The sequence below is a fragment of the Paenibacillus taihuensis genome, assembly GCF_003386535.1.
In the GTDB taxonomy this organism is placed as follows: domain Bacteria; phylum Bacillota; class Bacilli; order Paenibacillales; family Paenibacillaceae; genus Paenibacillus_Z; species Paenibacillus_Z taihuensis.
In genome coordinates, this window is the sequence record NZ_QTTN01000032.1 from 49,830 (window position 1) to 74,773 (window position 24,944).

At 49.8% G+C, this 24,944-nt stretch carries 27 protein-coding genes, 1 pseudogene, 1 riboswitch and 1 other annotated feature; of the genes and pseudogenes, 26 read left to right on the top strand and 2 right to left on the bottom strand.

Annotation, left to right across the window (positions count from 1 at the left end):
• Nucleotides 1-94 precede the first annotated feature (94 nt).
• Nucleotides 95-1,438: a hypothetical protein gene (locus A8990_RS22350; protein WP_116191273.1), complete on the bottom strand. Its 1,344-nt coding sequence runs from the start codon at nt 1,436-1,438 to the stop codon at nt 95-97.
• 203 nt (nt 1,439-1,641) lie between these two features.
• Between A8990_RS22350 and A8990_RS22355 the strand changes: the two genes are divergently transcribed.
• From A8990_RS22355 to A8990_RS22420, 15 genes and pseudogenes are all read left to right on the top strand, one after another.
• Complete coding sequence (locus A8990_RS22355; RefSeq protein WP_245996152.1) at nt 1,642-2,538, top strand: HD domain-containing protein; 897 nt, start codon at nt 1,642-1,644, stop codon at nt 2,536-2,538.
• Between the two features lie 225 nt (nt 2,539-2,763).
• The gene (locus A8990_RS22360; RefSeq protein WP_116191274.1) at nt 2,764-3,393 is read left to right on the top strand and encodes a zinc dependent phospholipase C family protein; all 630 of its coding nucleotides are present in this window, start codon (nt 2,764-2,766) and stop codon (nt 3,391-3,393) included.
• Between the two features lie 74 nt (nt 3,394-3,467).
• Nucleotides 3,468-4,319 (top strand): ornithine carbamoyltransferase, encoded by an 852-nt coding sequence (locus tag A8990_RS22365; RefSeq protein ID WP_116191275.1) that lies wholly within the window; start codon nt 3,468-3,470, stop codon nt 4,317-4,319.
• Nucleotides 4,320-4,439: 120 nt separating this feature from the next.
• The gene (locus tag A8990_RS32820; RefSeq protein ID WP_425463924.1) at nt 4,440-4,856 is read left to right on the top strand and encodes an RNA polymerase sigma factor; all 417 of its coding nucleotides are present in this window, start codon (nt 4,440-4,442) and stop codon (nt 4,854-4,856) included.
• Nucleotides 4,847-5,608, top strand: a complete 762-nt coding sequence (locus A8990_RS22375; RefSeq protein WP_116191277.1) for a DUF4367 domain-containing protein — start codon at nt 4,847-4,849, stop codon at nt 5,606-5,608. Before A8990_RS32820 ends, A8990_RS22375 begins: the two co-directional genes overlap by 10 nt.
• 119 nt (nt 5,609-5,727) lie before the next feature.
• Nucleotides 5,728-6,454: pseudogene (locus A8990_RS22380) on the top strand (AzlC family ABC transporter permease).
• On the top strand, nt 6,445-6,771 hold the full coding sequence (locus A8990_RS22385) for an AzlD domain-containing protein (RefSeq protein WP_116191278.1): 327 nt from the start codon (nt 6,445-6,447) through the stop codon (nt 6,769-6,771). The pseudogene A8990_RS22380 and the gene A8990_RS22385 overlap by 10 nt, the downstream one beginning before the upstream one ends.
• 147 nt (nt 6,772-6,918) lie before the next feature.
• Complete coding sequence (locus A8990_RS32265; RefSeq protein ID WP_245996154.1) at nt 6,919-7,017, top strand: histidine phosphatase family protein; 99 nt, start codon at nt 6,919-6,921, stop codon at nt 7,015-7,017.
• A gap of 2 nt (nt 7,018-7,019) precedes the next feature.
• Nucleotides 7,020-7,355 carry a hypothetical protein gene (locus tag A8990_RS22395; RefSeq protein WP_116191302.1) on the top strand — a complete coding sequence of 112 codons (336 nt, stop codon included), beginning with the start codon at nt 7,020-7,022 and terminating at the stop codon, nt 7,353-7,355.
• Between the two features lie 59 nt (nt 7,356-7,414).
• A complete protein-coding gene (locus tag A8990_RS22400) occupies nt 7,415-7,933 on the top strand; it encodes a hypothetical protein (protein ID WP_116191279.1) in 519 nt (172 codons plus the stop codon).
• 145 nt (nt 7,934-8,078) lie between these two features.
• Entirely contained in the window at nt 8,079-9,053 is a 975-nt protein-coding gene (locus A8990_RS22405; RefSeq protein ID WP_116191280.1) for an aldo/keto reductase, read from the top strand.
• A gap of 113 nt (nt 9,054-9,166) precedes the next feature.
• Nucleotides 9,167-9,331, top strand: coding sequence for a hypothetical protein (locus tag A8990_RS31685; protein WP_181909724.1), 165 nt, complete (start codon nt 9,167-9,169; stop codon nt 9,329-9,331).
• A gap of 133 nt (nt 9,332-9,464) precedes the next feature.
• Nucleotides 9,465-9,947 carry an NUDIX domain-containing protein gene (locus A8990_RS22410; protein ID WP_181909725.1) on the top strand — a complete coding sequence of 161 codons (483 nt, stop codon included), beginning with the start codon at nt 9,465-9,467 and terminating at the stop codon, nt 9,945-9,947.
• 49 nt (nt 9,948-9,996) lie between these two features.
• Nucleotides 9,997-10,259: a binding site (T-box leader), on the top strand.
• A gap of 97 nt (nt 10,260-10,356) precedes the next feature.
• Nucleotides 10,357-12,015 (top strand): glutamine--tRNA ligase/YqeY domain fusion protein, encoded by a 1,659-nt coding sequence (locus tag A8990_RS22415; RefSeq protein WP_116191281.1) that lies wholly within the window; start codon nt 10,357-10,359, stop codon nt 12,013-12,015.
• Nucleotides 12,016-12,035: 20 nt separating this feature from the next.
• The gene (locus tag A8990_RS22420) at nt 12,036-12,524 is read left to right on the top strand and encodes a GNAT family N-acetyltransferase (protein ID WP_116191282.1); all 489 of its coding nucleotides are present in this window, start codon (nt 12,036-12,038) and stop codon (nt 12,522-12,524) included.
• Nucleotides 12,525-12,556: 32 nt separating this feature from the next.
• Here A8990_RS22420 and A8990_RS22425 read toward each other — a convergent pair whose 3' ends face one another.
• Complete coding sequence (locus A8990_RS22425) at nt 12,557-13,504, bottom strand: hypothetical protein (protein WP_116191283.1); 948 nt, start codon at nt 13,502-13,504, stop codon at nt 12,557-12,559.
• A 200-nt stretch (nt 13,505-13,704) separates the two neighbouring features.
• Between A8990_RS22425 and A8990_RS22430 the strand changes: the two genes are divergently transcribed.
• The 11 genes from A8990_RS22430 to A8990_RS22480 all read left to right on the top strand — a co-directional run bounded on the left by A8990_RS22430 (nt 13,705) and on the right by A8990_RS22480 (nt 24,848).
• Nucleotides 13,705-14,502 (top strand): DUF2935 domain-containing protein, encoded by a 798-nt coding sequence (locus tag A8990_RS22430; protein ID WP_116191284.1) that lies wholly within the window; start codon nt 13,705-13,707, stop codon nt 14,500-14,502.
• Nucleotides 14,503-14,646: 144 nt separating this feature from the next.
• On the top strand, nt 14,647-15,153 hold the full coding sequence (locus tag A8990_RS22435) for a GNAT family N-acetyltransferase (RefSeq protein ID WP_181909726.1): 507 nt from the start codon (nt 14,647-14,649) through the stop codon (nt 15,151-15,153).
• A 103-nt stretch (nt 15,154-15,256) separates the two neighbouring features.
• Entirely contained in the window at nt 15,257-15,748 is a 492-nt protein-coding gene (locus A8990_RS22440; RefSeq protein WP_116191286.1) for a hypothetical protein, read from the top strand.
• Between the two features lie 116 nt (nt 15,749-15,864).
• Complete coding sequence (locus tag A8990_RS22445; RefSeq protein ID WP_116191287.1) at nt 15,865-16,344, top strand: GAF domain-containing protein; 480 nt, start codon at nt 15,865-15,867, stop codon at nt 16,342-16,344.
• Between the two features lie 7 nt (nt 16,345-16,351).
• A complete protein-coding gene (locus A8990_RS22450) occupies nt 16,352-16,912 on the top strand; it encodes a GNAT family N-acetyltransferase (RefSeq protein WP_181909727.1) in 561 nt (186 codons plus the stop codon).
• Between the two features lie 105 nt (nt 16,913-17,017).
• A riboswitch (Lysine riboswitch) is annotated at nt 17,018-17,208 on the top strand.
• Nucleotides 17,209-17,362: 154 nt separating this feature from the next.
• The gene (locus tag A8990_RS22455) at nt 17,363-18,754 is read left to right on the top strand and encodes an amino acid permease (RefSeq protein WP_181909730.1); all 1,392 of its coding nucleotides are present in this window, start codon (nt 17,363-17,365) and stop codon (nt 18,752-18,754) included.
• Nucleotides 18,755-18,947: 193 nt separating this feature from the next.
• Nucleotides 18,948-20,342, top strand: a complete 1,395-nt coding sequence (gene bcaP / locus A8990_RS22460; RefSeq protein ID WP_116191289.1) for a branched-chain amino acid transporter BcaP — start codon at nt 18,948-18,950, stop codon at nt 20,340-20,342.
• Between the two features lie 134 nt (nt 20,343-20,476).
• Complete coding sequence (locus tag A8990_RS22465) at nt 20,477-21,070, top strand: pentapeptide repeat-containing protein (RefSeq protein ID WP_116191290.1); 594 nt, start codon at nt 20,477-20,479, stop codon at nt 21,068-21,070.
• A 101-nt stretch (nt 21,071-21,171) separates the two neighbouring features.
• Nucleotides 21,172-22,434 carry a cytochrome P450 gene (locus A8990_RS22470; RefSeq protein WP_181909728.1) on the top strand — a complete coding sequence of 421 codons (1,263 nt, stop codon included), beginning with the start codon at nt 21,172-21,174 and terminating at the stop codon, nt 22,432-22,434.
• Between the two features lie 155 nt (nt 22,435-22,589).
• Nucleotides 22,590-23,642 carry a phosphotransferase gene (locus A8990_RS22475; RefSeq protein ID WP_116191292.1) on the top strand — a complete coding sequence of 351 codons (1,053 nt, stop codon included), beginning with the start codon at nt 22,590-22,592 and terminating at the stop codon, nt 23,640-23,642.
• A gap of 6 nt (nt 23,643-23,648) precedes the next feature.
• Nucleotides 23,649-24,848 carry an MFS transporter gene (locus A8990_RS22480; protein WP_116191293.1) on the top strand — a complete coding sequence of 400 codons (1,200 nt, stop codon included), beginning with the start codon at nt 23,649-23,651 and terminating at the stop codon, nt 24,846-24,848.
• Nucleotides 24,849-24,944 lie beyond the last annotated feature (96 nt).

The following is a 24,944-nucleotide window of genomic DNA, read 5'->3' on the forward strand; positions in this document are numbered from 1 at the left end:
TTGACAATCCGCATGTTCATCCCTCTTTCGGATGGGAAGGAAAAATGACCAACGGATATTTTAGTGAAATATCCATTGGTCTATTTTTGCTTTGTTATGTGCGTCCATTTTTCTCCCGGAGTTCCTCCATCAGCAGCGGCCACCATTCGGTCTGCTCCGACCAAGTCTCCGTCTTATGTGCCGCTTCCGACCATACTCTCATGGCTTGATCCGCGACTTCCGTCGTCGCCGTCAAGCTGCCGTAATCCGGAACGAGCCACTTGCGTCCGATCTGAGCATGCAGTACTTCATCCGCCCAATCATAATCCTGGATCAGCATGGCGATCGGATTGCCCGTATCCTTGGCGATTTCCCATTCCTTCTGCTTGCCAGTCTGTTTCGGCATCAGGCTCTGCTCGATCCGCCACAGAATCAGATGCGCCTCGGTAGGGCTCAGATCCGTATTCAGAATCATGGAAGCTCCCATCGGAATCGGATATTTATAGAACGGAACGCCTCCGTAATAGAGGCCGATTTCCCCGAGCATCGCATGCCGCGTTTCATCCCACAGCTGTCGGCTCAGATCGGTGTAGAACTCCCACGGCTTACCTTCGATTTTGTATAAAATAGGCCCCATCCATTCCGGCACGTCCATCTCCCGAAACCGCTTATAGATGAGCGAATACGCGCGTTCTTCAGGGGAGGCGTTCTCGTCCCAGAAATACGTATCGATTCTCGCGGATGTATTGTAGGGGTCAATAAAACGTTCATCTCTTCTCGGCGCAGCGTCCATCTCGTACTTCTGCCCGTCGGATCGCGGCGTGGGCGTGCTCGGCTCTGGCGTGTCATCTCCGAAGATGCCCCCGGTTTCATGAAGATAGGCTTGCAGATGCTGTGCCCACTGCTCCGCATGCTGCTCCTTCTCAGGCGAATCGACCAGTGCGGCCAGCGCTTGCTCGCCCCATGCCAGCATTTCCTCTTGATCCTGCAGCATGCCGCGCAGCAGGCGGTAAGTAGGGTGCTCGGCAATCCGATTCATCTCATCGAGATAACGGTTAAGCGCGTTGACGATCTCCGCGCGAATGACGCGATAAAATCCGACTAGCAGCTCGATCGTATCGTCGCCGCGTATCGCTTCATCGAGCCAGATGCGGAGCTTCTCATCTGGCACTTGGTCGAGACCGAGGGGCGGTTCGCGCATCTCGGACACCCGTTTGCGGATGGAGGCACTATGTTCGGCATCGAGCCATAGATGATAACCGAAGGCGCATTTGACCTCCCACTCGGGCACGCGGGCGAGATGCGCGGCCAGCATTTGGTTGAGTCCTTTGGAAATATAGTTAAACCGTTTCAGCAGGTCGACGCTCTGATCGACGGTGAATCCGGGCTTGCATGCCTCTTCGTACGTGCAGATGCCTGCAAGAGGAGGTATCCTTTTATTGTCAATAACAGCTCTCATCAATGTTTGCCACTCCTTTATGGTTTGGATAATAACTCTATTATAGTAAGGGTCCGGGAGTTATTCTTGGTCTAAACGAGCTCATTCTTTTGTCAAAAACAGTTATGATATCCGATTTGCTGTTGGAAAATGAAGGATAGCTCTGATCGGAAGCGAATATCTATTGAGAAGTTGACCTTGACTTCCATAGGAGGTAATTACAAGTGACTACACAGGGTATCTCTTGGGTTCGTGATACGAAGCCGAATAAACGACTTGATAGTATAACCATACTCGTTGACGAAATGCTATTGTCCATCGACAGCATGGCGGGGCGGCAAAAGGCTGCAGTTTACTTATTTGGAGTATCTTCATTTGCATCTATGCTCGCTGTGAAGAGAGGTCATGATCGAGAGCTTGCCGCCATCGCGGGGCTGCTGCACGATTGCTATCGATGTCGAACTTTCATCAATGAATTCCCAGGACCGAATAGTGCCGAGGCAGCTCGGGTTCTCATTCGGGATGCGGGTTTGTTCTCTGAAGAGGAGCAAACGACGATTCTTCGCGCGATATTTTATCAAGAAGATTTGAGTCGAACACACGGTCCGTATGAGGAGATTGTGAAGGACGCCATTCTTCTGCAAAAGTATCTTCGACCTCTAGGTCCCGGACATGCTCGAATGGATGCTGGTCGTTTAAGCCATGTTCTGAGCGAGCTGAATACCTGCGATGCGAGTTTGTCGGAGTTTGCTATTGATGAACAGGAACCAATAGTTCCGCTTCTGGAGGATAAACGCCTGAGACTTGCAGATATCGCTGAGAGTCTGGCGAGGCAAGAAATTATCGGAGCTCCTGGGGATGAACGCTATCGAGAGATATGCCGCTACTGGCCTGATGCCAATATCCATAAGGTGCTGAAAAATAGCTGGTGTGCCGCGTTTGTGTATCATTGCTGCAGGCAGGCTGGGTTTCTTCTGCCGATCCGGTATCCGAATGGCTGTCATAGACTGGCCGGTGTAGGTGCTTGGCTAGAGTGGTCGCAGCTAGCGGAGACGGGCTTCTTCCACTATGACCAACAGAATGGATTCGTACCTGAGCGCGGTGACATCGTCATCTATTAGAAACTGCTGTCCGAGCACTCCCATGACCATATTGGAATCGTGCTGGAAGTCAGCGAGAATGAGATTTTGGTGGCAGAGGGTAACAGGGATAACGAGAATTACTCCTGCGTGTTCTACAGAGATCGAGGAACGTGTATTCTGGGCTATATTCGGATTGATAATCAATACAAGTATGAGTTCAGTGGGGAGTATAGGCCTTTATAAAATAGAGCGAGGTGATGCTCGGTGGGTTCAAGAATCATGCACGCGATTATTGCGAGTCGAATTGCTGAAGCGCTCTCGATAGAGGATCGGACACTTTTTCTCCTGGGAGGTATTGCTCCAGACGCCGTGTACACGAAGAACGAGTCCCACTTCTTCAAAGGTGACGTATACGATTTCTCGCGGAGCGTCGATTATCAAGGCTTCTTGTACAAATATAATGCGTATGCTGCGAGTCATTACATAATGGGATATTTCACCCATTTAGTCGCTGATGACATTTGGTTAAAAGGGTTCAATTTGTCGTGGATGCGCAATCGAATGGAGGCCGACAAAGAGCTTTACAACATATCCCATAATGACTTCCGGGTACTGAATGGACAACTGTTGGAGTATTACGGAAAACGGGATGATCTGAGAAGCTCTTTGTTCTGTCGACCTGATATCCTGGACCTGGAAGAGGTAAAAGCAAGTGATGTCGAAGGGTTGGTTCCTCAAGTGTTGGCGGATATGGAGTATAATGCTGCGGAAGTTTTCTCCGAGAAGCTTAACGTGTTCACCTTTGATCAGATTATTGGGTATATCGAAACATCGGTCGAGATCGGACTCATCAAGTTGAAACAGGCAGCGGTTTTGTATCGAGTCGTTTTTTGATAGTTAGTCAGTTAGTAGAATAGTAGAGGTGCAAAATGACAATCAAGTTCAGCTTTTAGAATAGGAGTATGCTGATGAATCTATTAGATGTCGATCAAATATCCGCTAAACAGATAAACGACATATTCGTATTGGCTGACAGTCTGAGATTGAATAATGAGGGAAGCTCGACTCTTTTGGCAGGTAAGACCTTCGTCTTGTTCTTTCCCGAGACAAGCATTCGAACAAGAGTTACGTTCGAGAAGGGCATTAAGGAATTAGGCGGAGAATGCATATTGTTTCCTCCTGAAACGTTGGATAAAAGAGAAGCGCTGCGTGATTTGATGAATTACCTGAACAACTGGGTGGATGGGATTATTGTAAGGCATTCATCTTATTCAATAATTCAAGAATTAGCAGCTCAATCCGTAATGCCAGTAATAAATGCGATGACATCTGAGAATCATCCGTGTGAAATTTTGTCTGACCTCTATACAATTAGCAGGCAAAGGGAGAACTTCAGAGAGCTTGCGTATACGTTCGTCGGTCCACCAGGGAATATCTGTCGATCGTGGGCAAATGTTGCGTCTGTTATGAATCTTCAATTTAATCATGTCTGCGCACAAGGCTATCAACTCGGCGCTAGTTCCGCTAATTACAAGTTTCATACAGAACTTGAGGATATACTCGTCCACAGTGATGTGATATTAACCGACTCTTTGCCGATGGACTTGCAATCTGACGAGTACATCAGTAAGTATCAAATCACGTTAGAAAGAATGAAGATGACGAAGAGCAATGCGATTCTCAATCCGTGTCCTCCTTTCTTCAGGGGGGAAGAAGTAAGTGGAGACGCCATTTCTTCTGACTATTTTGTCGGGTATTCGTTTAAGAAGAATTTACTGTATGTTCAACTAGCAATCGTGCTGTATTGTCTGATGAAGTAACATTCAAATTGTATTTCGAGTGATATATCGTATCACCAAAGGCAGCGGTCACGTGACTGGCTGTCTTTTTTCTGTATTTTGGCGTTATTTTACAGCGAATTGTCCCGAATCGGTTTCCTCATGTGTTATAAGAGTATAAGACAGAGAAAGGAGGCGGTCACCACGGATCTTGAAGAGCGGATCAAACAGGTCCAAGCCGGGCAAACAGCGAGTTATGAAGCAATTGTGGAGCACTTTACTCCGCCTCTCTATCGGTATTGCTTAAGAATGATTAACCAAGCGCAAGAGACGGAGGACGCAGTCCAGGACATTCTTATAAAAGCCTACGAATCCATAGGGCAGTATCAGCAAAATGTGAGCTTCAGCGCATGGCTCTTTGCAATTGCCTACCGTCACTGCTTGAATCTTCTGCGTCGCAGAAAACTGCAGATGAAGTTCAGCTGGTTATTTCATCGTGAGGTTTACGAGTCGAGTGCGGAGCAGGTGTATGATAACAAAATTCTTAGTCCATTGCAGCGAATGAATACTTGCAATTAAGTGATCAGAAGGGGCGTGTCATCGTCCAAACCTCGAATAATCAGTTGCCATCCATAAGCAAGTGCGGGAACCTGCTGGATAAGTATCGTAAGGAAGCAAGGAAGTCGATAAGGGCGGGGGCGAACCAAGGAGCTGCATTTTATGTGAAAGGCTCTGAGAAGGTTTGCGGTCAAATATTGCTAGGATTCGAGTATGGTTATGATTATGGTATTCAATCGAGCGATGCTAGTCTGAGCGATGCCTTCTTTCAGGTTATGAACGAATATCTAAAACCAGTGCCAAAGATAAAACCTGCATATCTTCCGAACGGGTATATATTCTTAAATGGGTCATTAGTCCCGAAGAGCATAGCTGTTGATCAAACAGAGTACCAGAAGCTGGTACAGCACTTATCTGCGAAGTCGAAAATGAGCGCCGATGGATCTGTTCTTTTTACGGAACCGATCACTTGGAATGAAGCAAATTCCGCGATGATCAGCTATATCGATGATACACAACTGAAGTTAATTACCATTTTGGCCACGAGGATGAATGGTCAGAAGGTGGACATGAACATTCCGAAGAATACGGAATCTCAAAAAATAGTCGTGAACAAGCAAGAGGTTATCTATATTGGACCTAACCTGGAATTTTCAAATAAGGCAATCTGGTACGATAGCCATACGGATATCTTGGTCTCAACTTGGGATGATGCTAACAGCGGCATTTCAAAAGAAGAATTCTTGAAGATGGTCCATAGTATTTTGAACTGACGTCATTCAGACGTCAGTTTTTTTGTGCCAAATTTCGTGTGGTATATCATACAAACGTGTATTATAATAAACAAAACCTGAATTCAGAGAACAAGCGAACGATGGAGAGGGATTACGCGATGCAAGAGAATGCTCATATAAAGAGAGAAAGGGCTGTAAGCACGGGGGATTTCATACAAGGGATACGAGATTGCATTCCTACCTTGCTGGGCTACTTGAGTATTGGTTTTGCTGCTGGCGTGGTAGAGAAGACCTCCGGACTAAGCATCACCGAAATCATCCTCATGAGTGTACTGATCTATGCGGGATCAGCTCAGTTTATTATTGCTGGAATGGTTGCAGCACAGGGTTCAGCAGCAGCTATTATTTTCACGATCTTGTTCGTTAACTTGCGCCACCTCCTGCTGAGCGGCACTGTCCCCGTATTTCCGCCATCTGACACCGCTTAAGAACATGCTAGTTGGCGCTTTGCTCACCGACGAAACCTTCGGAGTCGCGATTAATCAGACAGCAACGAGGCCATTTATTAGCGAGAAATGGATGCATGGTCTCAACACGACCGCTTACCTGAACTGGATTGCAGCCAACATCGCTGGCGCATTCTTCGGAAAATGGATTACGAATCCGGAGAAGTTTGGTCTCGATTTTGCATTGCCAGCGATGTTCATCGGACTTCTCGTTCTATTGATGGTGAGCAGATCGAAGATCGTCATTGATATGATTGTCGCGATTAGCGCGGTTGCCATTGTGGTGGGAGTTACGTTGGTATCATCGGCAAGTATAGGTGTCATTGTAGCTACAGTCTTTGCCGCGACAGTCGGAATGGTGGTGGAAAAATGGAAGTAAGATGGGATATTCTACTCATCATAATCGGATCGTGCATAGTTACATTCATCCCTCGGGTGCTTCCTCTTATCGTACTAAGCCGCTTGCAGCTTCCTGATTGGGGCATGCGCTGGTTGAATTATGTGCCCATTGCGGTCATGGCAGCTTTGGTAGGTCAGGAGCTGTTCATGAAAGACGGTGCGATCTCGCCACTAAGGAATAACCTCGAGTTGATTGCATCATTGCCAACATTTCTGACGGCGATCATCGCGCGCAGCTTATTAGGGACTGTCGTGGTTGGGATTATTTCGATTATGGTTTTACGGTTTGTTTTTTGAGTTTACTGGCAGCTGGTCTTTGAGATCGGCTGCTCTTTTCTAATTTTTGGGTGGTTTTGCTTAAAGTGGGCAGGATCGTTCACTTCTTCATCGAAGATAAGAAGAACTGGGGGGAAATCTGTGACAGTAGTAACGAATATCTATCTCGTGCGGCATGGTGAAACGGAATGGAATGTAGAACATCGCATGCAAGGGCATCACGATGGCGATATCCGTCATTATCGAGGAAATTGTGAAAGGAAATGATTATGAAAATTATAACGCTGTGCGGCTCTACAAAGTTTAAAGATCAGTTTGAACAGGCAAATGCATTTCTCACGCTTCAAGGAAATATCGTTATCAGCCTTGCTTTCTTCGAACAGAGTGAGGGATTTGAAATAACTGCGGAACAAGCTGAATTACTTGGGAAACTTCATTTTAGCAAAATAGATCTGTCTGATGAAATATTCGTGATAGATGTGAATGGTTACATAGGCAGCAGCACAAGAAGAGAGATTGAATACGCTAACGAAAGAGGAAAAGGAGTTCACTATTACTCAGACGGCGTAAATCCTTCGAATGGGTTTGGGGGAATCGCAACTTAGCACCTCTTCGATGTATATGCATCATATGTAAATTTTGAGAGGTAAATGGAGGTGGTTCGATGACTCTAAAACATTTTAGCTCGATTACCGTCATGTTGACCCTATGCGGAGCACTAGTTGGATGTAAAACAGATTATAAAGACGCGTCTCATGTTGCAGCCGAGTATGTGAAACACCAATATGTCGTGACGGATTACCATCAAATTAAGTTACCCGAAGGTACAATGGTAAAGTTGATTGAACTGAAGCCATATATAATGGATGATTTCACTCGAATTCAAGAGACGGTGCAAACTAACATGGAGTTACCGCTTCAAATTGCTCTAGCCGAGAAATCGAATATCAGCACAGAAAACCTTCATATTTTACCGAATTCCAAGAAAGCAATTCAAGATAAATCAAATAAATTACTAGAGTATGATACGACTTTGGTTTTAACCAATGATGAGGGAGATTCGAAAGAAGTAAAAGTGAACGGTGTACTGACGATGATCAAAGTTAATGAGGAATGGAAAGTGCTTGCGGATTGGAATCGAAGTCAATCAGAACTGGCCTCACTTGCAAAGCTAAGAAGTTAGAGGGAGACAGCCATGAATTGTTACTATCACGATAGTAATGAAGCAGAAGTTGGCCATCATATGCGATGGCTTTTTTCAGTGGCGCTCCGTTACCGGAATAAGGTAATATGCATATAACTACAGCTTGCAGGAGGAAAATCCAACTATGAACTATCGACGTCTAGGAAACAGCGGACTTCGCGTATCCGAGCTTGGTCTCGGCACGAACGCGTTCGGCAAGAGGGCCGACCGTGACACGTCCATCCGAATCATCGACTTCGCAATCGATCACGGAATTAACTTTATTGATACAGCCAATATTTACGCAGGTACGGAGTCGGAGCGCATTATCGGTGAGGCGCTTCAAGGCAAGCGCAGCAAGGTGGTGCTCGCAACGAAAGGCGGTCTTCCTCGCGGAAGCGGGCCGAACGAGAGCGGTTCTTCGAGGTATCACCTTCAGCAGGAGTTGGAAGACAGTCTGAAGAGGCTGCAAACCGATTATGTAGACCTATATCAAATCCACACATTCGATCCAAGCACGCCGCTGGAAGAAACGCTTCGATTTCTCGATGATATGGTTAGTAGCGGCAAAATACGTTACATTGGGGCTTCCAACTATTTTGCTTGGGAGCTGATGAAATCACTCGCGATTAGTGAGGCGAAGGGTTTCCCGCGGTACGTGGCCACGCAGGTCAGCTACTCGCTCGCGGATCGGACGCCGGAGCAGGAGCTTGCACCATTGTGTATCGATCAAGGGGTTGGCATCATTCCCTATTTTCCGCTTGCGGGAGGCATCTTGAGCGGCAAGTACAGCTTGAACGTCAATGCACCGCAAGGCTCACGCGTCGTGACGGATCCGAGTTTCTCCCGATTCCTGGACGAAGGCAGAATCAAGCTCGGGCAAGAAGTGAGCAGCATCGCAGAATCGTGCGGTTGTACTGCAAGTGTACTATCTCTGGCATGGCTCATGAGCCGCCAGACTGTAGCCACTGTCATCGTCGGGGCGACAAGCACGACCCAGTTGGAGGATAATTTGAACAGCGTCTCCGTGCAAATCACGGGAGATGTTATTAAGCAGCTGGACGAGATCAGCGATACATATCGTTACGGTAAACCTTTTGCATGGTATCGCTTGCCATAGATAAATGATCCGAAGAGAGCCCTGGTGCTCTCTTTTTTTATGTCGATTACCCTCAATTTCGGGAACTGTGTACAGATTCAACTAGTGTATAGCTCGTTAACAACTGAGTTGCGATGAACGGCGAGCTCAGGGCAACCATTACGTTGTCGGCTGGGGTCAAATATGACATCAAGATGGAATTCATCGAGCCTTGCGGCAATGCGCATGCGCAGCTGTCATGGTCGAGCGCATCGCAAACCAAACAAGTCGTACCGAACTCACGCTTGTTTACAAGCTAGCAGGTCGTCATTGTTTCAGCCGCCGGACAGATGGAGTCCGGCGGTTGTTTGCGTTGATGTAGTCAAGATAATCGAGCGGAATGAAGAGGAATATGATATATTTCCATATGTCTCACAAAAAGGGGAGAACCAGGTGACTTATCATATCCGTGTCAGACCAACAGCACTCATTATAGAGAACGATAGCGTACTTCTCATAGAGTACAGCGAGAATGGGGAGTTTCATTACAATTTACCAGGCGGTGGAGCTGAGCCTGGAGAGACGATTACGGATTCACTCGCTCGAGAGATGATGGAGGAAGCTGCGGCTGAGGTAAATGTCGGCCGTGTAGCTTTTGTCTATGAATTTGCGCCTCACAAGCAATCGGGGACGTATGACTCGGCGACAACGCCGCATGCGCTTATTATCGTGTTTGATTGTACGTTGAAGGATGGATCACAGCCGCGATTGCCGGACCAACCAGACCCGATGCAGGTAGGGGTCCGATGGATTCGTTTGGATGAGCTTGAATCGATTATGCTGTTCCCGAATGTGAAGAAACAGATCATCCGCTACGCGAGCAAACGGGATTCAGTCGAGCTTGTGGAAGACTATCAGCTCGAGCCGTATGAATAGCCCATTTACAATGTGGGGAATGATCTGTTATGATGTTTGAAATATTTTGCAAAACGCGATGATGAGAAGAGTAGGGAGTAGGTCCCCATACAGAGAGCTCCGGGTGCTGAGAAGGAGCAGGGGAGATGTTCCGCGAACCAAGCCTCTGAGCAGCGTGCCGGATCCGAGCTTTCGGTGATGTCATGACGGGAGCTCCCGTTACAGAGCTAGAGTATAACCGTTGTCTGCGAAGGGAATGACGTACTCGAAGAGATTAATATGGCGACATATTAATGAAGCTGGGGTGGCACCGCGAATAACTTCGTCCCCAAGACTAACAAGTCTTGGAGGTGAAGTTTTTTTTTATTGCGGTTATGTACGCGTTCGTCAATTGAAGCCACACCATAAAGCTCATTAGGAGGAGCCGAATATGAATAACGATAATTTTATGCTGAAGCTGATTGAGGATGAGATTGCATCGGAGCCGTTTGGCCGGGAGATGTGCACGCGATTCCCGCCGGAACCGAACGGATATTTGCATATTGGCAGCGCATATGCGATTCATACCAATTACACGGTTGCTGCGAGCCTCGGCGGCAAGTTCCATCTGCGGTTCGACGATACGAATCCGCTCAAAGAAGATATTGCTTATGTGAATGCGATCATCGAGGACATCAAGTGGCTTGGTTACGATCCAGGGCCGCATATATACTATGGCTCGGATTATTCGGAGGAGATTTACCGTTACGCCGTGAAGCTGATTGAAGGTGGAAATGCCTTCGTTTGCGACCTGTCGCCCAGCGAGATGACGGAGTACCGTGGAACACTTACGGAGCCTGGCCGAAACAGTCCATATCGGGGGCGGACGGTGGAGGAGAATCTGAAGCTTTTTGCCGAGATGAAAGCTGGCAAGTATGGTTCCGGTACGAAGGTTCTCCGAGCGAAGATCGATATGAGCTCGCCTAACATGAATATGCGCGATCCCGTGCTGTACCGCATCATTCATGCGGAGCATTACCGGACGGGGGATGCGTGGTGCATCTATCCGATGTATGATTACGCCCATCCGATTCAAGATGCGATCGAAGGCATCACGTATTCACTCTGTTCGATTGAGTTCAAGGACCATCGCCCGCTGTATGATTGGGTGCTGCGAGAACTTGCAATCGTGTCTCCTCCCCGTCAACGGGAGTTCGGACGGTTGAGCTTGACAGGCGTTGTTACGAGCAAAAGATTCCTGCGTCAGCTCGCCCTCGGCGGTCACGTGGATGGGTGGGACGATCCAAGGCTCCCGACGCTTCGCGGATTTCGTCGCCGCGGCTTCACGCCAGAGAGTATACGCCGTTTCATTACAGAGATAGGCAGTATCCGATCGCAGAGCACCGTAGATATTTCGCTGCTCGATCATTGTCTTCGCCAAGAGCTGAAAGGGACGACGGTCAGTGTAATGGGCGTGCTTCGCCCGTTAAAGGTGGTCATCACCAACTACCCTGAAAACCAAACGGAGCTGCTGCTGATCGAGAACAATAGCGAGGATCCAGGGCTTGGCCATCGGGAAGTGCCATTCTCGCGAACGATCTACATCGAGCAAGATGATTTCATGGAGCTGCCGCCAGCAGGCTTCCATCGTCTTCGCCCTGGTGAGGAAGTGCGGCTAAAGGGAGCGTATTTCATCCGATGCGAGGATGTGATCAAAGACGGGGAGACTGGAGAAATCGTGGAGCTTCACTGCACATACGATCCTCGTACGAAGAGCGGAACGGGGTTCAATGAGCGGAAGGTGAAGGGGACGATTCATTGGGCGTCCGCGGAGCACGCGGTTCAAGCCGATGTCCGCTTGTATGAGAAGCTGCTTCATTCCGATGCGCCGCCAGAAGAGGGTGAAGATTGGACTGATCGACTGAATCCGGAGTCGCTCACGGTTGTTGAAGGCGCAATGATTGAGCCTTACATTCTCCGGGTGAGCTCGGAGCATAAGTTCCAGCTGTTCCGTCACGGCTACTTCTGTAGCGACTCGAAGCACAGCAATGCTGAGCGGCTTGTGTTCAATCGGATCGTGCCGCTGAAGGATACGTGGAATAAGAAGTAAACTGAAGGGGAGAGATCGCCATGTACGCAAGCCGTCCGCTTGAAGAATCGGATCTGGACACCATTTGTACGTTTCCGCAAAATCCAGAGGAGCTACGGTATTTCTTTCCATCCGCTTCATTTCCGCTTACGCCAGATCAACTCCGAGACAAGGTGGCGACGCGAGCCCAGCCAACGTGCATTATATATGAGAATGAAGTTGTTGCTTCCGCAAACCTTTACCAGATCGAGGCTGACAGCTGTTACTTAGGCAATGTCATTGTCGCACCAGCATTTCGTGGAAGAGGAGCAGCAGCCTTTCTGTTGGAAACGATGATTTCGTTGGTTAGGGCGAAGTATGGAGTAACAGTAATGAAGTTAATTTGTGAAAGTAGCAATACGAGAGGACTATTGTTTTATCGCAAACACGGATTTCTTCCAGTAGATCTGTTCGGTAAGCAGAGTGCGAGCGGTGAAATTGTAGTTGGCATACGGATGGAACGCCGGATTGAAGAAGGCATATGCCCGTAGCATATGCCTTCTCTTCTCTTCATTTCACTCACCTATTCTAGGTTCGTCATCTCAATCCAAGCCTGCCGCTTCGTTTGCAGAGCGGAGAGAGAGGCTTGACCAGAAGCTTGCTTGCTCTGAAGGTCTCGAACGACAGATCGGATATCATTCAGTGCATCAAGTGTTTGCTGCTGGGAGTTTTTGATCCGGCCTTGAACGATCCAATCCGTAATCAGACCGTCGAACCAGTAGTCGGCCATCTTCAACGTGCCGCTGATATCAATTTGAATATTAATCGTTTGATTCAGGTCATCCAGCTCATCGCGGAAGGCGTGCAGCAGATGATTCGCATTCTGGATATGACTCTTCGCATGATCGACGTGCTCGTGCTTGATGGATGTACTGATCAGACCGCCGCCGCCCCAAGTGTCCCAGTTGCCCCAATTTTCGGCTTTCTCCAGACTTGTAGATGCGTCTTCTAGCGCGGAGACGACGCGGTTCCCGGCAGTCAGCGCTTCTTGAATCTCCTTAAGCTGCAGCGTCTGGTCTGCGATTTCATCATCCATCGCAATCAGCTTGCTCCCATGTTCAGTCGCGCCGCGAAGCGCTGACTCCTTGACTGCCATCAACCGATGGTATTCCCGCTCAGCACCTGTGTATTGAGCAAGCTCATCTCCGAGCTGACGCAGGTTTTCTTGTGTGCTAACAAGCCGCTGCTTCTCTTCCTGAAGCTTCAATGCTGCAGCCAGCGCTTGCTGGCGTTCGAGCTCAAGCTGCTCCTCTTTGCTGCGAAGGATCGTATGAAATAAGTTCGCGAGGGACATTTTGGTCAGCTTATCGACATCCGCCTGTTCCTTCTCCAGCTGCAGCTCTAACTGGACAATAATTCGCTCCTGATTGTTAACGCGTCGCAGAAGCTCTTCGCGTCTGCGTTCCGCTTTGTTCAACCGTTGCATCCGCTCCTTGGCTTCGAGCAGCTGCGTGCTTAATTCATTCGGCATCGTTGGTATCTCCGTTCATCATTAGTGTGGTACCTCACAAGCATTGCTTTTATTACGCAGCTTATGAGGAAGAGTTTCGGAGTTTATGGAAATAAATTGAAATTCTCCCTTTGCGGAGACTTCCTCTGCATGTCATATATCCAAGCCGTCCTCCCATACGATATAGGGTTACTAGTACGCGGTAGGGGGAGGAATTCGAGTTGCCAGATGCATTTGTCGCTCGTTCTTTGGAGGAGATACGGTTCTGGTCACGGATCATGAAGGAGCATTCTTTGTTTCTCAGACTTGGCTTCCGTTGTGAGGATACGACTCTAATCAACGAGGCGAATCAATTCTACTCCATCTTCGAAAATATCGAGAATAGGGCGAATCAATTCACAGCTGGCACAGATCCGAATGTCATCCGGAAGTTCAACGAGGAGGTTCACAACGCCGTCTCGCACATCTGGGTGTTCAAGCGAATGATCCTTCAGCTCATTCTCACCTGCCAGCTGCCCGGCGCAAACAACTTTCCGCTGCTAGTCGATCATACGAGCAGAGAGGCGAATTATTTTCGGAACCGTCTGGCGGAGCTGAATGCGGGAAGGCTCGATCCGCTGCCGGATGCGATCATTAACGAAAATGTGTTCTTCCTCCGAATCATGGCCGATCATGCGAAGTTTATTAGCCATCTGCTGGATCCTTCCGAACGCAAGCTCGTTGACCAGGCGAATGAATTCAGCCACGACTTCGATCAACTGCTCTATCAAGCCGTCGATCTCGACTCGATGCGGCCGCAATCGCAGACGCTTCCGATGCTGGATCAGTTTTTGGATCAGAACCGCGTGTCCGTCGTCGCCCTCCGTGATTTCAAGAAAACCGCTCGTGATCTCATCGAGGCATGCCGGATCAAGAGCATCATTCATCCGCTGCTGGCTGACCACGTTTATCGCGAAGCTGAGCATTTCTTGGAGATTATCGACATGTTCGAGCTTAGCTTAACGGGAAAAAAGAACTGAAACATCACTAGAGGCTGTTGGTCCGTTGAGACTGGCAGTCTTTCATTATTTTACGGTGGAAACTGGTAGTGATGGATGGAGGTGTTTGGAGGGATTTGGAAATGCTTTGTGGAAGTATCCCTGAAAAGGAAGGTGGGGGGACGGATGCTGATTCGAAAAGCGACACCAGCTGACGCAGAGCAAATTGCCGATGTTCACGTTCAGAGCTGGCAGACGACTTATCGCGGTATCATAGCCGATGACTATCTGGATCGTCTATCCGTGGAACAACGGCTGCGAAACTGGCAATGGACGTTCGAGCATATGACAGAGTCCGATTGCGTCTTCATAGCAGAAGCGGAGGATGGACGCATTGTCGGTTTGGCAAGTGGCGGACGCTGCCGCGAATCTGACAATGACTTCGACGGAGAGCTGTACGCAATCTATTTACTTCAGCACTATCAACGTAGAGGTGTTGGTCGAGAGCTATTTCGCAATGTCACCGATTTCTTACGGCAAATCGGCTGCTCGTCGATGATGCTGTGGGTACTCGCGGACAACCCGTCATTGACATTCTATCTGGCACAGGGCGGGCACATCACTCGCCAGCAAAATATTCGTATCGGCGAGGAAGAGTTGGTTGAACTTGCGATCGGATGGGATTATATATAGATGAATATGTATTCAAATCAGGCAGCGGCAACCTTTCCACACCTGCCAACGTCAAGGAACTCAAGAACCTTCATCATTTGTTAGACACACGGGGGCGGTAGATGTGAGAAAGCCAATTACTGTATTTATTTTCATCCTCATGGCAGGGCTGCTATTGGGCTGCAATGCGAAGTCGCATAACATTACCGAGCAAGAGTCAGTTACGGGTGATCGGCTATATATCGTTGACCACTACAAAGAGAAGCTCGCAGCGATGAAGCTGAAAGAAGTGGCGGCGATGCCGTACTTCCACAGTCCGTTCATTGTTGTTGCGGCTGATGAAGCGGGGCAGCAATTCGCAATTATTTTCAGAGAAGACGGAACGAAGAAGGCCATTCCTCTGCCAGTCACTTACGAGCAGATTGTTGACTTGGTTGAACAACGCGGGTTCGATCTCTCTACCGTTGGGAGCAGCTGGAATCTTCATCTTTTTGAAATCAATCAGAAGCTCTATTGGGTATTCGGAGATGGACAAGGCCAGCTCGTTCTGGATCTGAACGGACATGAGGTCGCGGATCCGTTTCAGCAGGATGAATTGAACGACACCTCCAGCTGATATACAATATAGGGACTGTCTGATTATTTCAAGCATTGCTAAAGCAAAAAGCAAAAAGCAAAAAGCAAAAAGCAAAAAGCAAAAAGCAAAAAGCAAAAAGCAAAGGAGCACACATCATGTTTCATACCGAGGCGTATTCAGGAACACGGGAACAAAACTACGAGTTACTCATTAACCAGCTCGGCGCGCTGCTGGAAGGCGAAGCGGATCAAATCGCGAACCTCTCCAACGCATCCGCACTGCTGAATCAATTTCTAGATCGCATTAACTGGGTAGGCTTCTATATTAACCGCAGCGAAGAGCTGGTGCTCGGGCCATTCCAAGGACTTCCGGCATGCGTCCGTATTCCTTTCGCGCGCGGCGTTTGCGGCAAAGCAGCCAATACGAGAGAGACGGTTCGCGTAGAGAACGTTCATGAGTTCCCCGGCCATATCGCTTGTGACGCTGCATCGCAATCGGAGATCGTCATTCCAATTATCAAAGACGGCGAGCTTCTCGGCGTGCTGGACATCGACAGCCCTGAGCTGAATCGGTTCGATGAGCTGGATCAGCAGTATTTGGAGCAATTCGTCCAGAAGCTCTGCGCCTATCTGTAACATGACGATGGACTATCAAGTTACATCGAAGTGGGATGAGAGCTTGTGGCGCAAGGTGGAACCGGTGTACAGGGAAGCGTTCCCCGAACATCGAGGCAAGAGTAACGGCGTCCTAAGGCGCATGTTCCAGCGTAAGCTTAGCGAGCTGCATACGTGGACGGAAGCGGGCGATGTGATCGCGATGGCGCTGACCTCAACGGACCGTCCATCAAACGTACTCGTGCTCGATTATATCGCAGTTCGTGCGAATCAGAGAGGACGCGGCATTGGCCGGCATTGTGTCGAAGCAATCAGCGAGTGGGCAGCGACTTCGGAGTCCTGCCGCGCAGTCATTATCGAGACTGAAGCGGATGACACGGAAGAGAATGCGGAGCGCATCAAATTTTGGCAAAAGGTAGGGTTTCAGCTGACAGGCTACGTGCATCCGTACATCTGGGTATCTGAGACGTACTATGCGATGTACTTGCCATTAGACCCTTCGTTCAAGCCGGATGACGACGGCAAGTCGCTCTTCAAATACATCACGAAGTACCACGAGAAAGCATACCGTGGCGGAGATATAGAGTAGACTCTCGCGTTTCATATGGAATTGATAACCATTGCTTTTTTCGAACAGCCTCTTTATTATTGAAAACTGTTATGAAAATTAAATACAAATGCCTCATGATTCATGCAATGAGGTAGAGGTCGCGATGTTGAAGAGTACGTCCGGGGGAAGTCCAGTATAGACTGTTGATTCCGGGTGAAAAGGCAACGTCGCCGAAGCTGCGCGCCATACTGGCCGCGCTTGCTGGGGCCGTTTCCGAAAGGAGCGGAACTGTCATGCTGTCCTTCCCAGGGAGAGCATGTTGAGCTATCTTGGAACAGGATGATTGAGGGAGTTAAAGCTGCCTTTCTTGTGTTTGAAGAAGGCGGCTTTTTTGTGTTTATTTTCTCGGAAATCAGTATAGGGAGCGTACCGAAAGTGAAAGAGAAAGTAAAAGAGAACAAACTGCGCAGAGGTTTGAAATCACGCCATATGACGATGATTTCCCTCGGCGGATCGATTGGGACAGGGCTGTTCCTGGCAAGCGGAGGAGCGATTCACTCGGCTGGACCGGGCGGAGCTTTGCTAGCTTATCTGGTTATTGGCATCATGGTCTATTTCCTCGTCACAAGCTTGGGCGAAATGGCTACTTATATGCCGGTATCCGGAACATTCAGCACGTATGCAACGAGATTCGTAGATCCATCCTTCGGCTTCGCGCTCGGGTGGAACTATTGGTATAACTGGGCGATTACGATCGCCGCAGAGCTGTCTGCCGCAACGTTGATCATCAAATTCTGGCTGCCGGACAGCCCGTCATTCATATGGAGTGCTCTCTTCCTGGCTTTAATGGTCGGACTAAATCTATTATCGGTAAAAGGGTACGGAGAATCCGAGTACTGGTTCGCAATGATCAAGATTGTAACAGTCGTTGTCTTCATCGCTATCGGCTTGCTCATGATTGTGGGCATTTGGAAGGGCGATGCGGTCGGCTTCAGCAACTTTACGGCTGGCGATGCGCCAATATCCGGCGGTTGGCTCGCGGTGCTTGGCGTCTGTATGGCGGCCGGATTCTCGTTCCAAGGAACAGAGCTCGTCGGTATCGCGGCAGGGGAATCCGAGAATCCGCGCGAGAGCGTTCCGCGCGCCATCCGCAGCGTGTTCTGGCGCATTCTGCTGTTCTACATCCTGGCAATCTTCGTCGTCGGCTTGCTCATTCCGTTCACGACGGACACACTCGCAGACGGTAGTGTCGCGGCAAGTCCGTTCACGATTATTTTCGAGAAAGCGGGACTTAGCGTTGCAGCTTCCGTAATGAATGCAGTCATCTTAAGCTCGGTTCTATCCGCAGGCAACTCGGGTATGTATGCATCGACACGGATGCTGTGGGTGCTCGCGAAGGAAGGCAAAGCTCCTCGCGTATTCGCGAAGCTGAATAAGCGCGGCATTCCCGTCTATGCGCTGCTCGCAACAGCCGCAATCGGCATGCTAGCTTTCCTGGCATCCTTCTTCGGCGACGGTCAAGTGTACATTTGGCTGCTGAACGCATCCGGTATGTCGGGCTTCATCGCTTGGCTTGGTATTGCGATCAGCCATTACCGGTTCCGCAAAGCCTATGTGGCGCAAGGCCGCAGCATCGAAGACTTGCCTTACCGTTCGCTATGGTTCCCGTTCGGACCGATTCTCGCAGGCGTGATGTGCATGGTCGTTATTATCGGGCAGAGCATTAGCGCGTACTCCGACGGACAGATTGACTGGATGTTCGTGCTCGCTTCTTATGTGGGGATTCCACTGTTCCTCGTGATTTGGCTCGGCTACAAGTGGAAGTACAAATCGAAGCTGTTGAAGCTCGAAGAATGCGATTTGGACCAGGCAACTGAATAGTTTCACGTACTGAAGAGCAAGGGCTGACGCGGCCTTTGCTCTTTTTTTGCAGGGTGGGATGAAGGCAGAATGGATGCTGCATAATAGCTTGAAAGTCCGCAAAATTCTTTACCAATGCAAAGCTTTATAGTAAACTAATATTTCTGTGTTTTTTTGCAGAATCGCTATAACAGAATTAAAGGTGGAACGCATCATGAATCTTTTTCGGAAAAAATCCATTTCCTCCTTATTGGCAGCAGAGCCTGGGAGCGGCAGCGGCTTGAAAAAAGCGCTTGGCTCATTTGATCTCACCATGCTTGGAGTAGGCGCAATTATTGGAACCGGAATTTTCGTACTCACTGGGGTGGCAGCCGCAACCTATGCAGGACCTGCGCTTGTCATCTCCTTCGTCCTCGCTGGACTAGCTTGCGTATTTACGGCACTGTGCTATGCGGAGTTCGCTTCGAGCGTACCTGTCTCGGGCAGCGCGTATACGTACAGCTATGCGGCGTTTGGCGAATTTATCGCATGGATGCTCGGCTGGGCGCTTATCCTCGAATATGGATTAGCGAGCTCGGCGGTCGCCAGCGGATGGTCAGGGTATTTTCAAGGACTGCTGGACGGCTTCGGCGTGCATCTCCCAAAAGCATTATCAAGCGCACTGAACATGGATAATGGGACGATCATCGACTTGCCGGCGATGGTCATTATTTTCTTAATTACGCTCGTCCTGACGCGCGGCGTCAAAGAATCAGCACGCATGAATATGCTGATGGTGATTATTAAAGTGACCTGCGTACTTCTATTCATCGGCGTTGGCGTATGGTACGTGAAGCCCGAGAACTGGACGCCGTTCATGCCGTACGGCTTCCATGGCGTAACAGCTGGAGCAGCGACGATCTTCTTCGCTTATATCGGTTTCGACGCGGTATCAACAGCTGCGGAAGAAGTTCGGGATCCTCAGCGCGCGATGCCGATCGGGATTATCTGGTCGCTCGCGATCTGTACGTCACTGTATATCATCGTATCGCTCATCCTAACCGGTATTGTTCCGTATGATCAGCTGAATGTCAGCAACCCTGTTGCATTCGCGCTTGAATATATCCATCAGGACTGGGTCGCAGGATTTATCTCGGTCGGTGCGATAACAGGCATCACTACGGTGCTGCTCGTGCTGCTCTTCGGACAGACGCGACTGTTCTATGCGATGAGCCGTGACGGCTTGCTGCCTCGAGTGCTATCGGTTGTGAATCCGAAGCGCCAAACGCCGGTTATCGGCAGCTGGTTGACTGCACTGCTTGCAGGTACATTCGCCGGTCTCGTGCCGCTGCACAGGCTTGCGGAATTGACGAACATAGGAACGCTGTTCGCGTTCTTCGTCGTTTCGATCGGCATCGTCGTCTTGCGTCGGACTCAGCCAGATTTGAAACGCGGCTTCAAAGTGCCGTTCGTTCCGTTCACACCGATTCTCGGCGCGGCGTCGTGCCTGTACCTCATGCTGCAGCTGAAAGCTTTCACATGGGCGAGCTTCGGTATTTGGCTTACGATTGGTCTCGTTATTTACTTCATTTACGGTTATCGAAACAGCGCGCTTCGCGAGCGCAAATAAGGTGAAGACGGCGGCCTACGGGTCGTCGTTCTTTTATTTTCTGGAGCGGGAAAAGGTGAGGAAGCTGCGAATCAGTGGTATAGTGAAAAGGTTGATGTATACATGTTTGCGCGAGAGGAGGAGGCAAATTTCAGATGTTCAAGGAACAAGAATACTACGGTGATCATTTTGCGGATATGGTGTTCTCGAAGGAAGAGCTCGTCAGCGTGAAATTCTACGATTGTACCTTTACGAAGTGCGATTTCAGCGAGACGGCGTTTGATGAGTGCAAGTTCTCGGATTGCACGTTTGAACACTGTGATCTCAGCATGATCAAGCTGCTGGACAGCTCGTTCTCACAAGCATCGTTCAAGCACTGTAAGCTGGTTGGCGTCGATTGGACCGAGGCATCGTGGTCGCGTATTGTCGTGCCTGGCACGCTGCGCTTCGACGAATGTGTGCTGAACCATTCTACATTCATCGGACTTTCAATGCCGAAGAGTCAGCTCACAGCTTGCACGGCTCGTGACGTGGACTTCCGTGAAGCGGATTTGCAGGAGTCGAATTTAGCACGCACGAATTTCGCCGAGAGCTTATTTAGCGAGACGAACCTGACGGGCGCAAACCTGTCGCATGCGACGAATTATGCAATCGATCCGAGTAATAATCGGATTCGTAAAGCCAAGTTCACGCTGCCGGAAGCCATCTCACTGCTGTACAGTATGGATATTGAGCTTATCGAAGATTAACGATGAACGTACTCAGCAGCTAGTACAAGTCTGATTGGAAGGAAATGGCGTTTGGACGAAGAAGTAGTGTTGGAACGATCAAACGAAAAGGTGTGATCCCCTTGTCCACGCATTCAAATCCGCAATCGTCATCAACCGAGAAGACTAACATTCCGGCTTGGTTCCGTCGCTATTCGGAGTCGGTGCATAGCAATCCGTATCCGTTCTATTCCTACTTGCTCGAGCATGAGCCAGTGCGCTATGTCGAAGAGAGTGGCTTCTGGGTCATTTCCAGATATGAAGATGTGAACCGGCTGTTGAAAGATCCGGTCTTTGTCCGCGAACACCGGAATGCGATGCCGGAGCTGTATGCCGAGCCGCCGCAGCAAGTAGTGAACGAGTGGAAGCCGGTGAACGACCTGCTCGACAATTGGATGCTGTTCCGCGATGCGCCCGTTCATACTCGGTTGAGAGGTCTTGTGAGTCCAGCCTTTACGCCTCGTGCAATGGAACGGCTCCGGCTCAATATCCGCAGCGTCGCGGAGCATCTTGCCGAACAGATGGCAGAAGGGAAAGAAGCCGATTTGATATCGGCATTCGCGTTCCCGCTGCCGGTCATCGTTATCGCAGAGATGCTTGGCGTACCGCCGGAGGATCGCGAGCTGTTCAAGGGCTGGTCGCACACGTTCGCAAGGATATTGGAAGGCGGCGAGCAGACGCCGGATTTCGCTGGTCAAGCGATTGGTGCCGCTGAAGAAATAACCGTCTACTTCCGTGAGCTGATCGCTCAGCGTAAGAAAGCGCCCAAAGAAGATATGATCAGTGATCTGCTTCACCCGAAGGAGCAAGCCGATGCCTTGACGGAGCAGGAGCTCATCGCGACATGCGTGCTGCTTCTCGTGGCCGGTCATGAGACGACGGTGAACTTGATCAGCAACACGATGTTGGCGCTGCTCGATCATCCGGAGCAGCATGCGCGTCTGCTCAGCCAACCGTCACTCACAGCATCTGCGGTTGAGGAAGGGCTGCGATATGAAGGTCCCGTTCAGCAGACTTCGCGTCTTGCATCCGCTGATTATACGATTGGTGGTCAGACGATCAAGCGTGGGCAATTCGTCACCGTTATGCTAGGCGCGGCCAATCGCGACCCGGCTCAGTTTGCGGATCCGGATCGGTTTCTCATTGACCGGACGCCGAATCGCCATATTGCCTTTGCAACAGGAGCCCATTTCTGCTTAGGTGCGCCGCTCGCGCGTATGGAAGGCGAGATCGCGTTATCCGTTTTGATGACGCGGTTCCCGGAGATGCGCTTCTTGGACTCGAAGCCAAACTGGCGTCCGAACATGCTATTCCGCGGGTTAGGGACGATGCAAGTTCAGTTGTAAACGGCTCCAAGTGAAAACGACTGTCGCCGTTCTTCCGGTAAAAGCTTACGTTTTACGGAGAAATCTAAGCAAAGTATATCAAAAACTTATACTTTCTTAGATTTTTACAAATCCGCGGCTAACGCGGATTTTTTGTTGGGGGGATATGAGCCGGAATGAAAAGCAAGTTCGATATGGATGAAAAAGCAGTTCTGGATAAGCTCAATGAGGCGTTTCGCATAAGGGCGATCGAACTGCAGTTTATCCCGCTCGGGGATTCCGCGTACTCCTACTTGCTGCACTGTGATGGCGGGGACCGCTATTATGTCAAGCTTTTTGATCTTAATAATGACCATCAGCGGCGGGGCGCTCAGAAGCTCGACTATTATTTGCCGCTGACTTCGCGGCTGTACCATAGCGGAGCTTTTCAGCAGCTTACTTGGCCGATCCGTACAGCGAGCGGTGACTTCACTGTGACACTATGCAATTGTACGATAGTGCTGTTCCATTATATTGCCGGTGCAACACTCGCTGACGCCTACCCAATCGCGTTAGAAACGGTGAGCAGCATTGCAAGACTGACTGCACGACTGCATCGAATCAAGCCGCCGACACCATCGCTTGACGATATCATAGCTCTGCCGACGGAATCCTTTGACATCTCATTTATTCCGACACTGGAGATTTGCCTCGAGCTGCTCGCAAGCCGGGGACACCGTGACGACCCCATCGTGCAATCGCTGCAAGCTGCATTGCTGCCGAGGCGCGAACAGCTACGCGAGATGCTCGATCTCATGCAGCAATTGCGTGCAGAGGCGCTTCAAGACAGCAGAGCGATGGTGCTCTGCCACGGTGATATGTGGGGCGGGAACCTGATTCTTGGCGAAACAGGGGAGTTAAATCTTATCGATTGGGAATCGGTCCTGATCGCACCGATCGAGTTTGATTTGATGGGATACATCGGTGAAGAGTTTGGCACCTACTTGTCCGCTTATGAGCAGGAGCTCAGGCACGCGATACACATTAATACGGATGTGCTGCGGTTTTACTGCTACCGCCACCATCTTCGAAACTTAACGAATTGGCTGCAAAATCTGCTTGTTCGATCGATGAGTCCCGAGCAGCGAGCCAATGACCTGGATATGATTTTGCACCATTGCATGGATCGGTGGGATAGCATCGAACCGCTCATTCATGCGGTGGAATTGTTTTTACAAGATAGGAAGTGACTTTCATTGGAAGCTTCATTGAAACAAAGCTCTTTTACAAAATTCTGGATTGGACGCGCGTTCTCATCCACCTCTTTTCAAATGCTATCCGTCGCGATCGGCTGGCAGATGTACGATCTGACGCATGATGCCTACAGCCTCGGTCTTGTCGGTCTTGCGCAATTCTTGCCGATGCTGCTCCTGACGCTTGTCGTCGGCCATGTCGCGGACCGGTTTGACCGCCGCATTATCGTCTTCCTCTCCCAGCTGATCCAGAGCGCCATCGCGGCGTTGCTGCTGGTCGGCAACATTGCAGGCTGGCTTGGGCGCGAGGAAATACTCGCTGCGGCGACGATACTTGGCGCATGCCGAGCTTTCGAAGGACCAGCTTCGTCCGCGCTATTGCCGATGCTTGTGCCGAAAGAGCTCATGCAGAAGGCGATTGCGTGGACGACATCAGCCGGTCAAACGTCGCAAATTTTAGGACCTACGCTTGGCGGTGTTCTCGTCGCGATAGGTCCTGTCTACGTATATGCCACTTCGGCAGCGGCACTGTTCATTGGCGCGATTCTGACCGTTCTCATTAAGATGGAACGCGTCGTGAGAACGTCCGAGCCGGTTTCACTTCAGTCGCTATTCTCAGGGCTTGTCTTCGTGAGACGTCACCCGATTATTTTGGGCACCATATCACTTGACTTGTTTGCTGTACTGCTCGGCGGAGCTACGGCGCTGTTGCCGATCTTTGCCGAGGATATTTTGCGTACCGGCGCTGTTGGGCTGGGGCTTATGCGTACGGCGCCTGCGGTCGGAGCACTCATCATGTCCGTTGTTCTCGTGTATTATCCGCTGAGGAAAGCACTCGGTCCGATTCTGTTCGGCGCGCTCGCGATATTCGGCCTTGCGACCATGCTGTTCGCCGTGTCAACCAATATCGTCTTATCGCTGTTCGCACTGCTCATGATCGGCGCATCGGATGTCATCAGCGTCGTCATTCGCTCTTCGCTTGTACAGCTTCAGACGCCAGACGAGATGCGAGGGCGCGTAAATGCAGTGAACTCGCTCTTTATCGGCACGTCTAATCAGCTTGGCGAGTTTGAGTCAGGGACATTAGCAGGTTTAGTTGGTCCTGTTCCTGCGGCGTTTATCGGCGGCGTAGGCACGATTATCGTGGCGGGACTTTGGATGATTTGGTTCCCGTCTTTACGAAATCTTAAAACCCTTGAATAAGAAGTCCGTTTTCTGTACATGATATATTCGACGGTGCAAAGAGAGGTGTGGTTCCATTGAACCTTATGGTGCAAGAGCTACAAGAGGGTTTTAGTT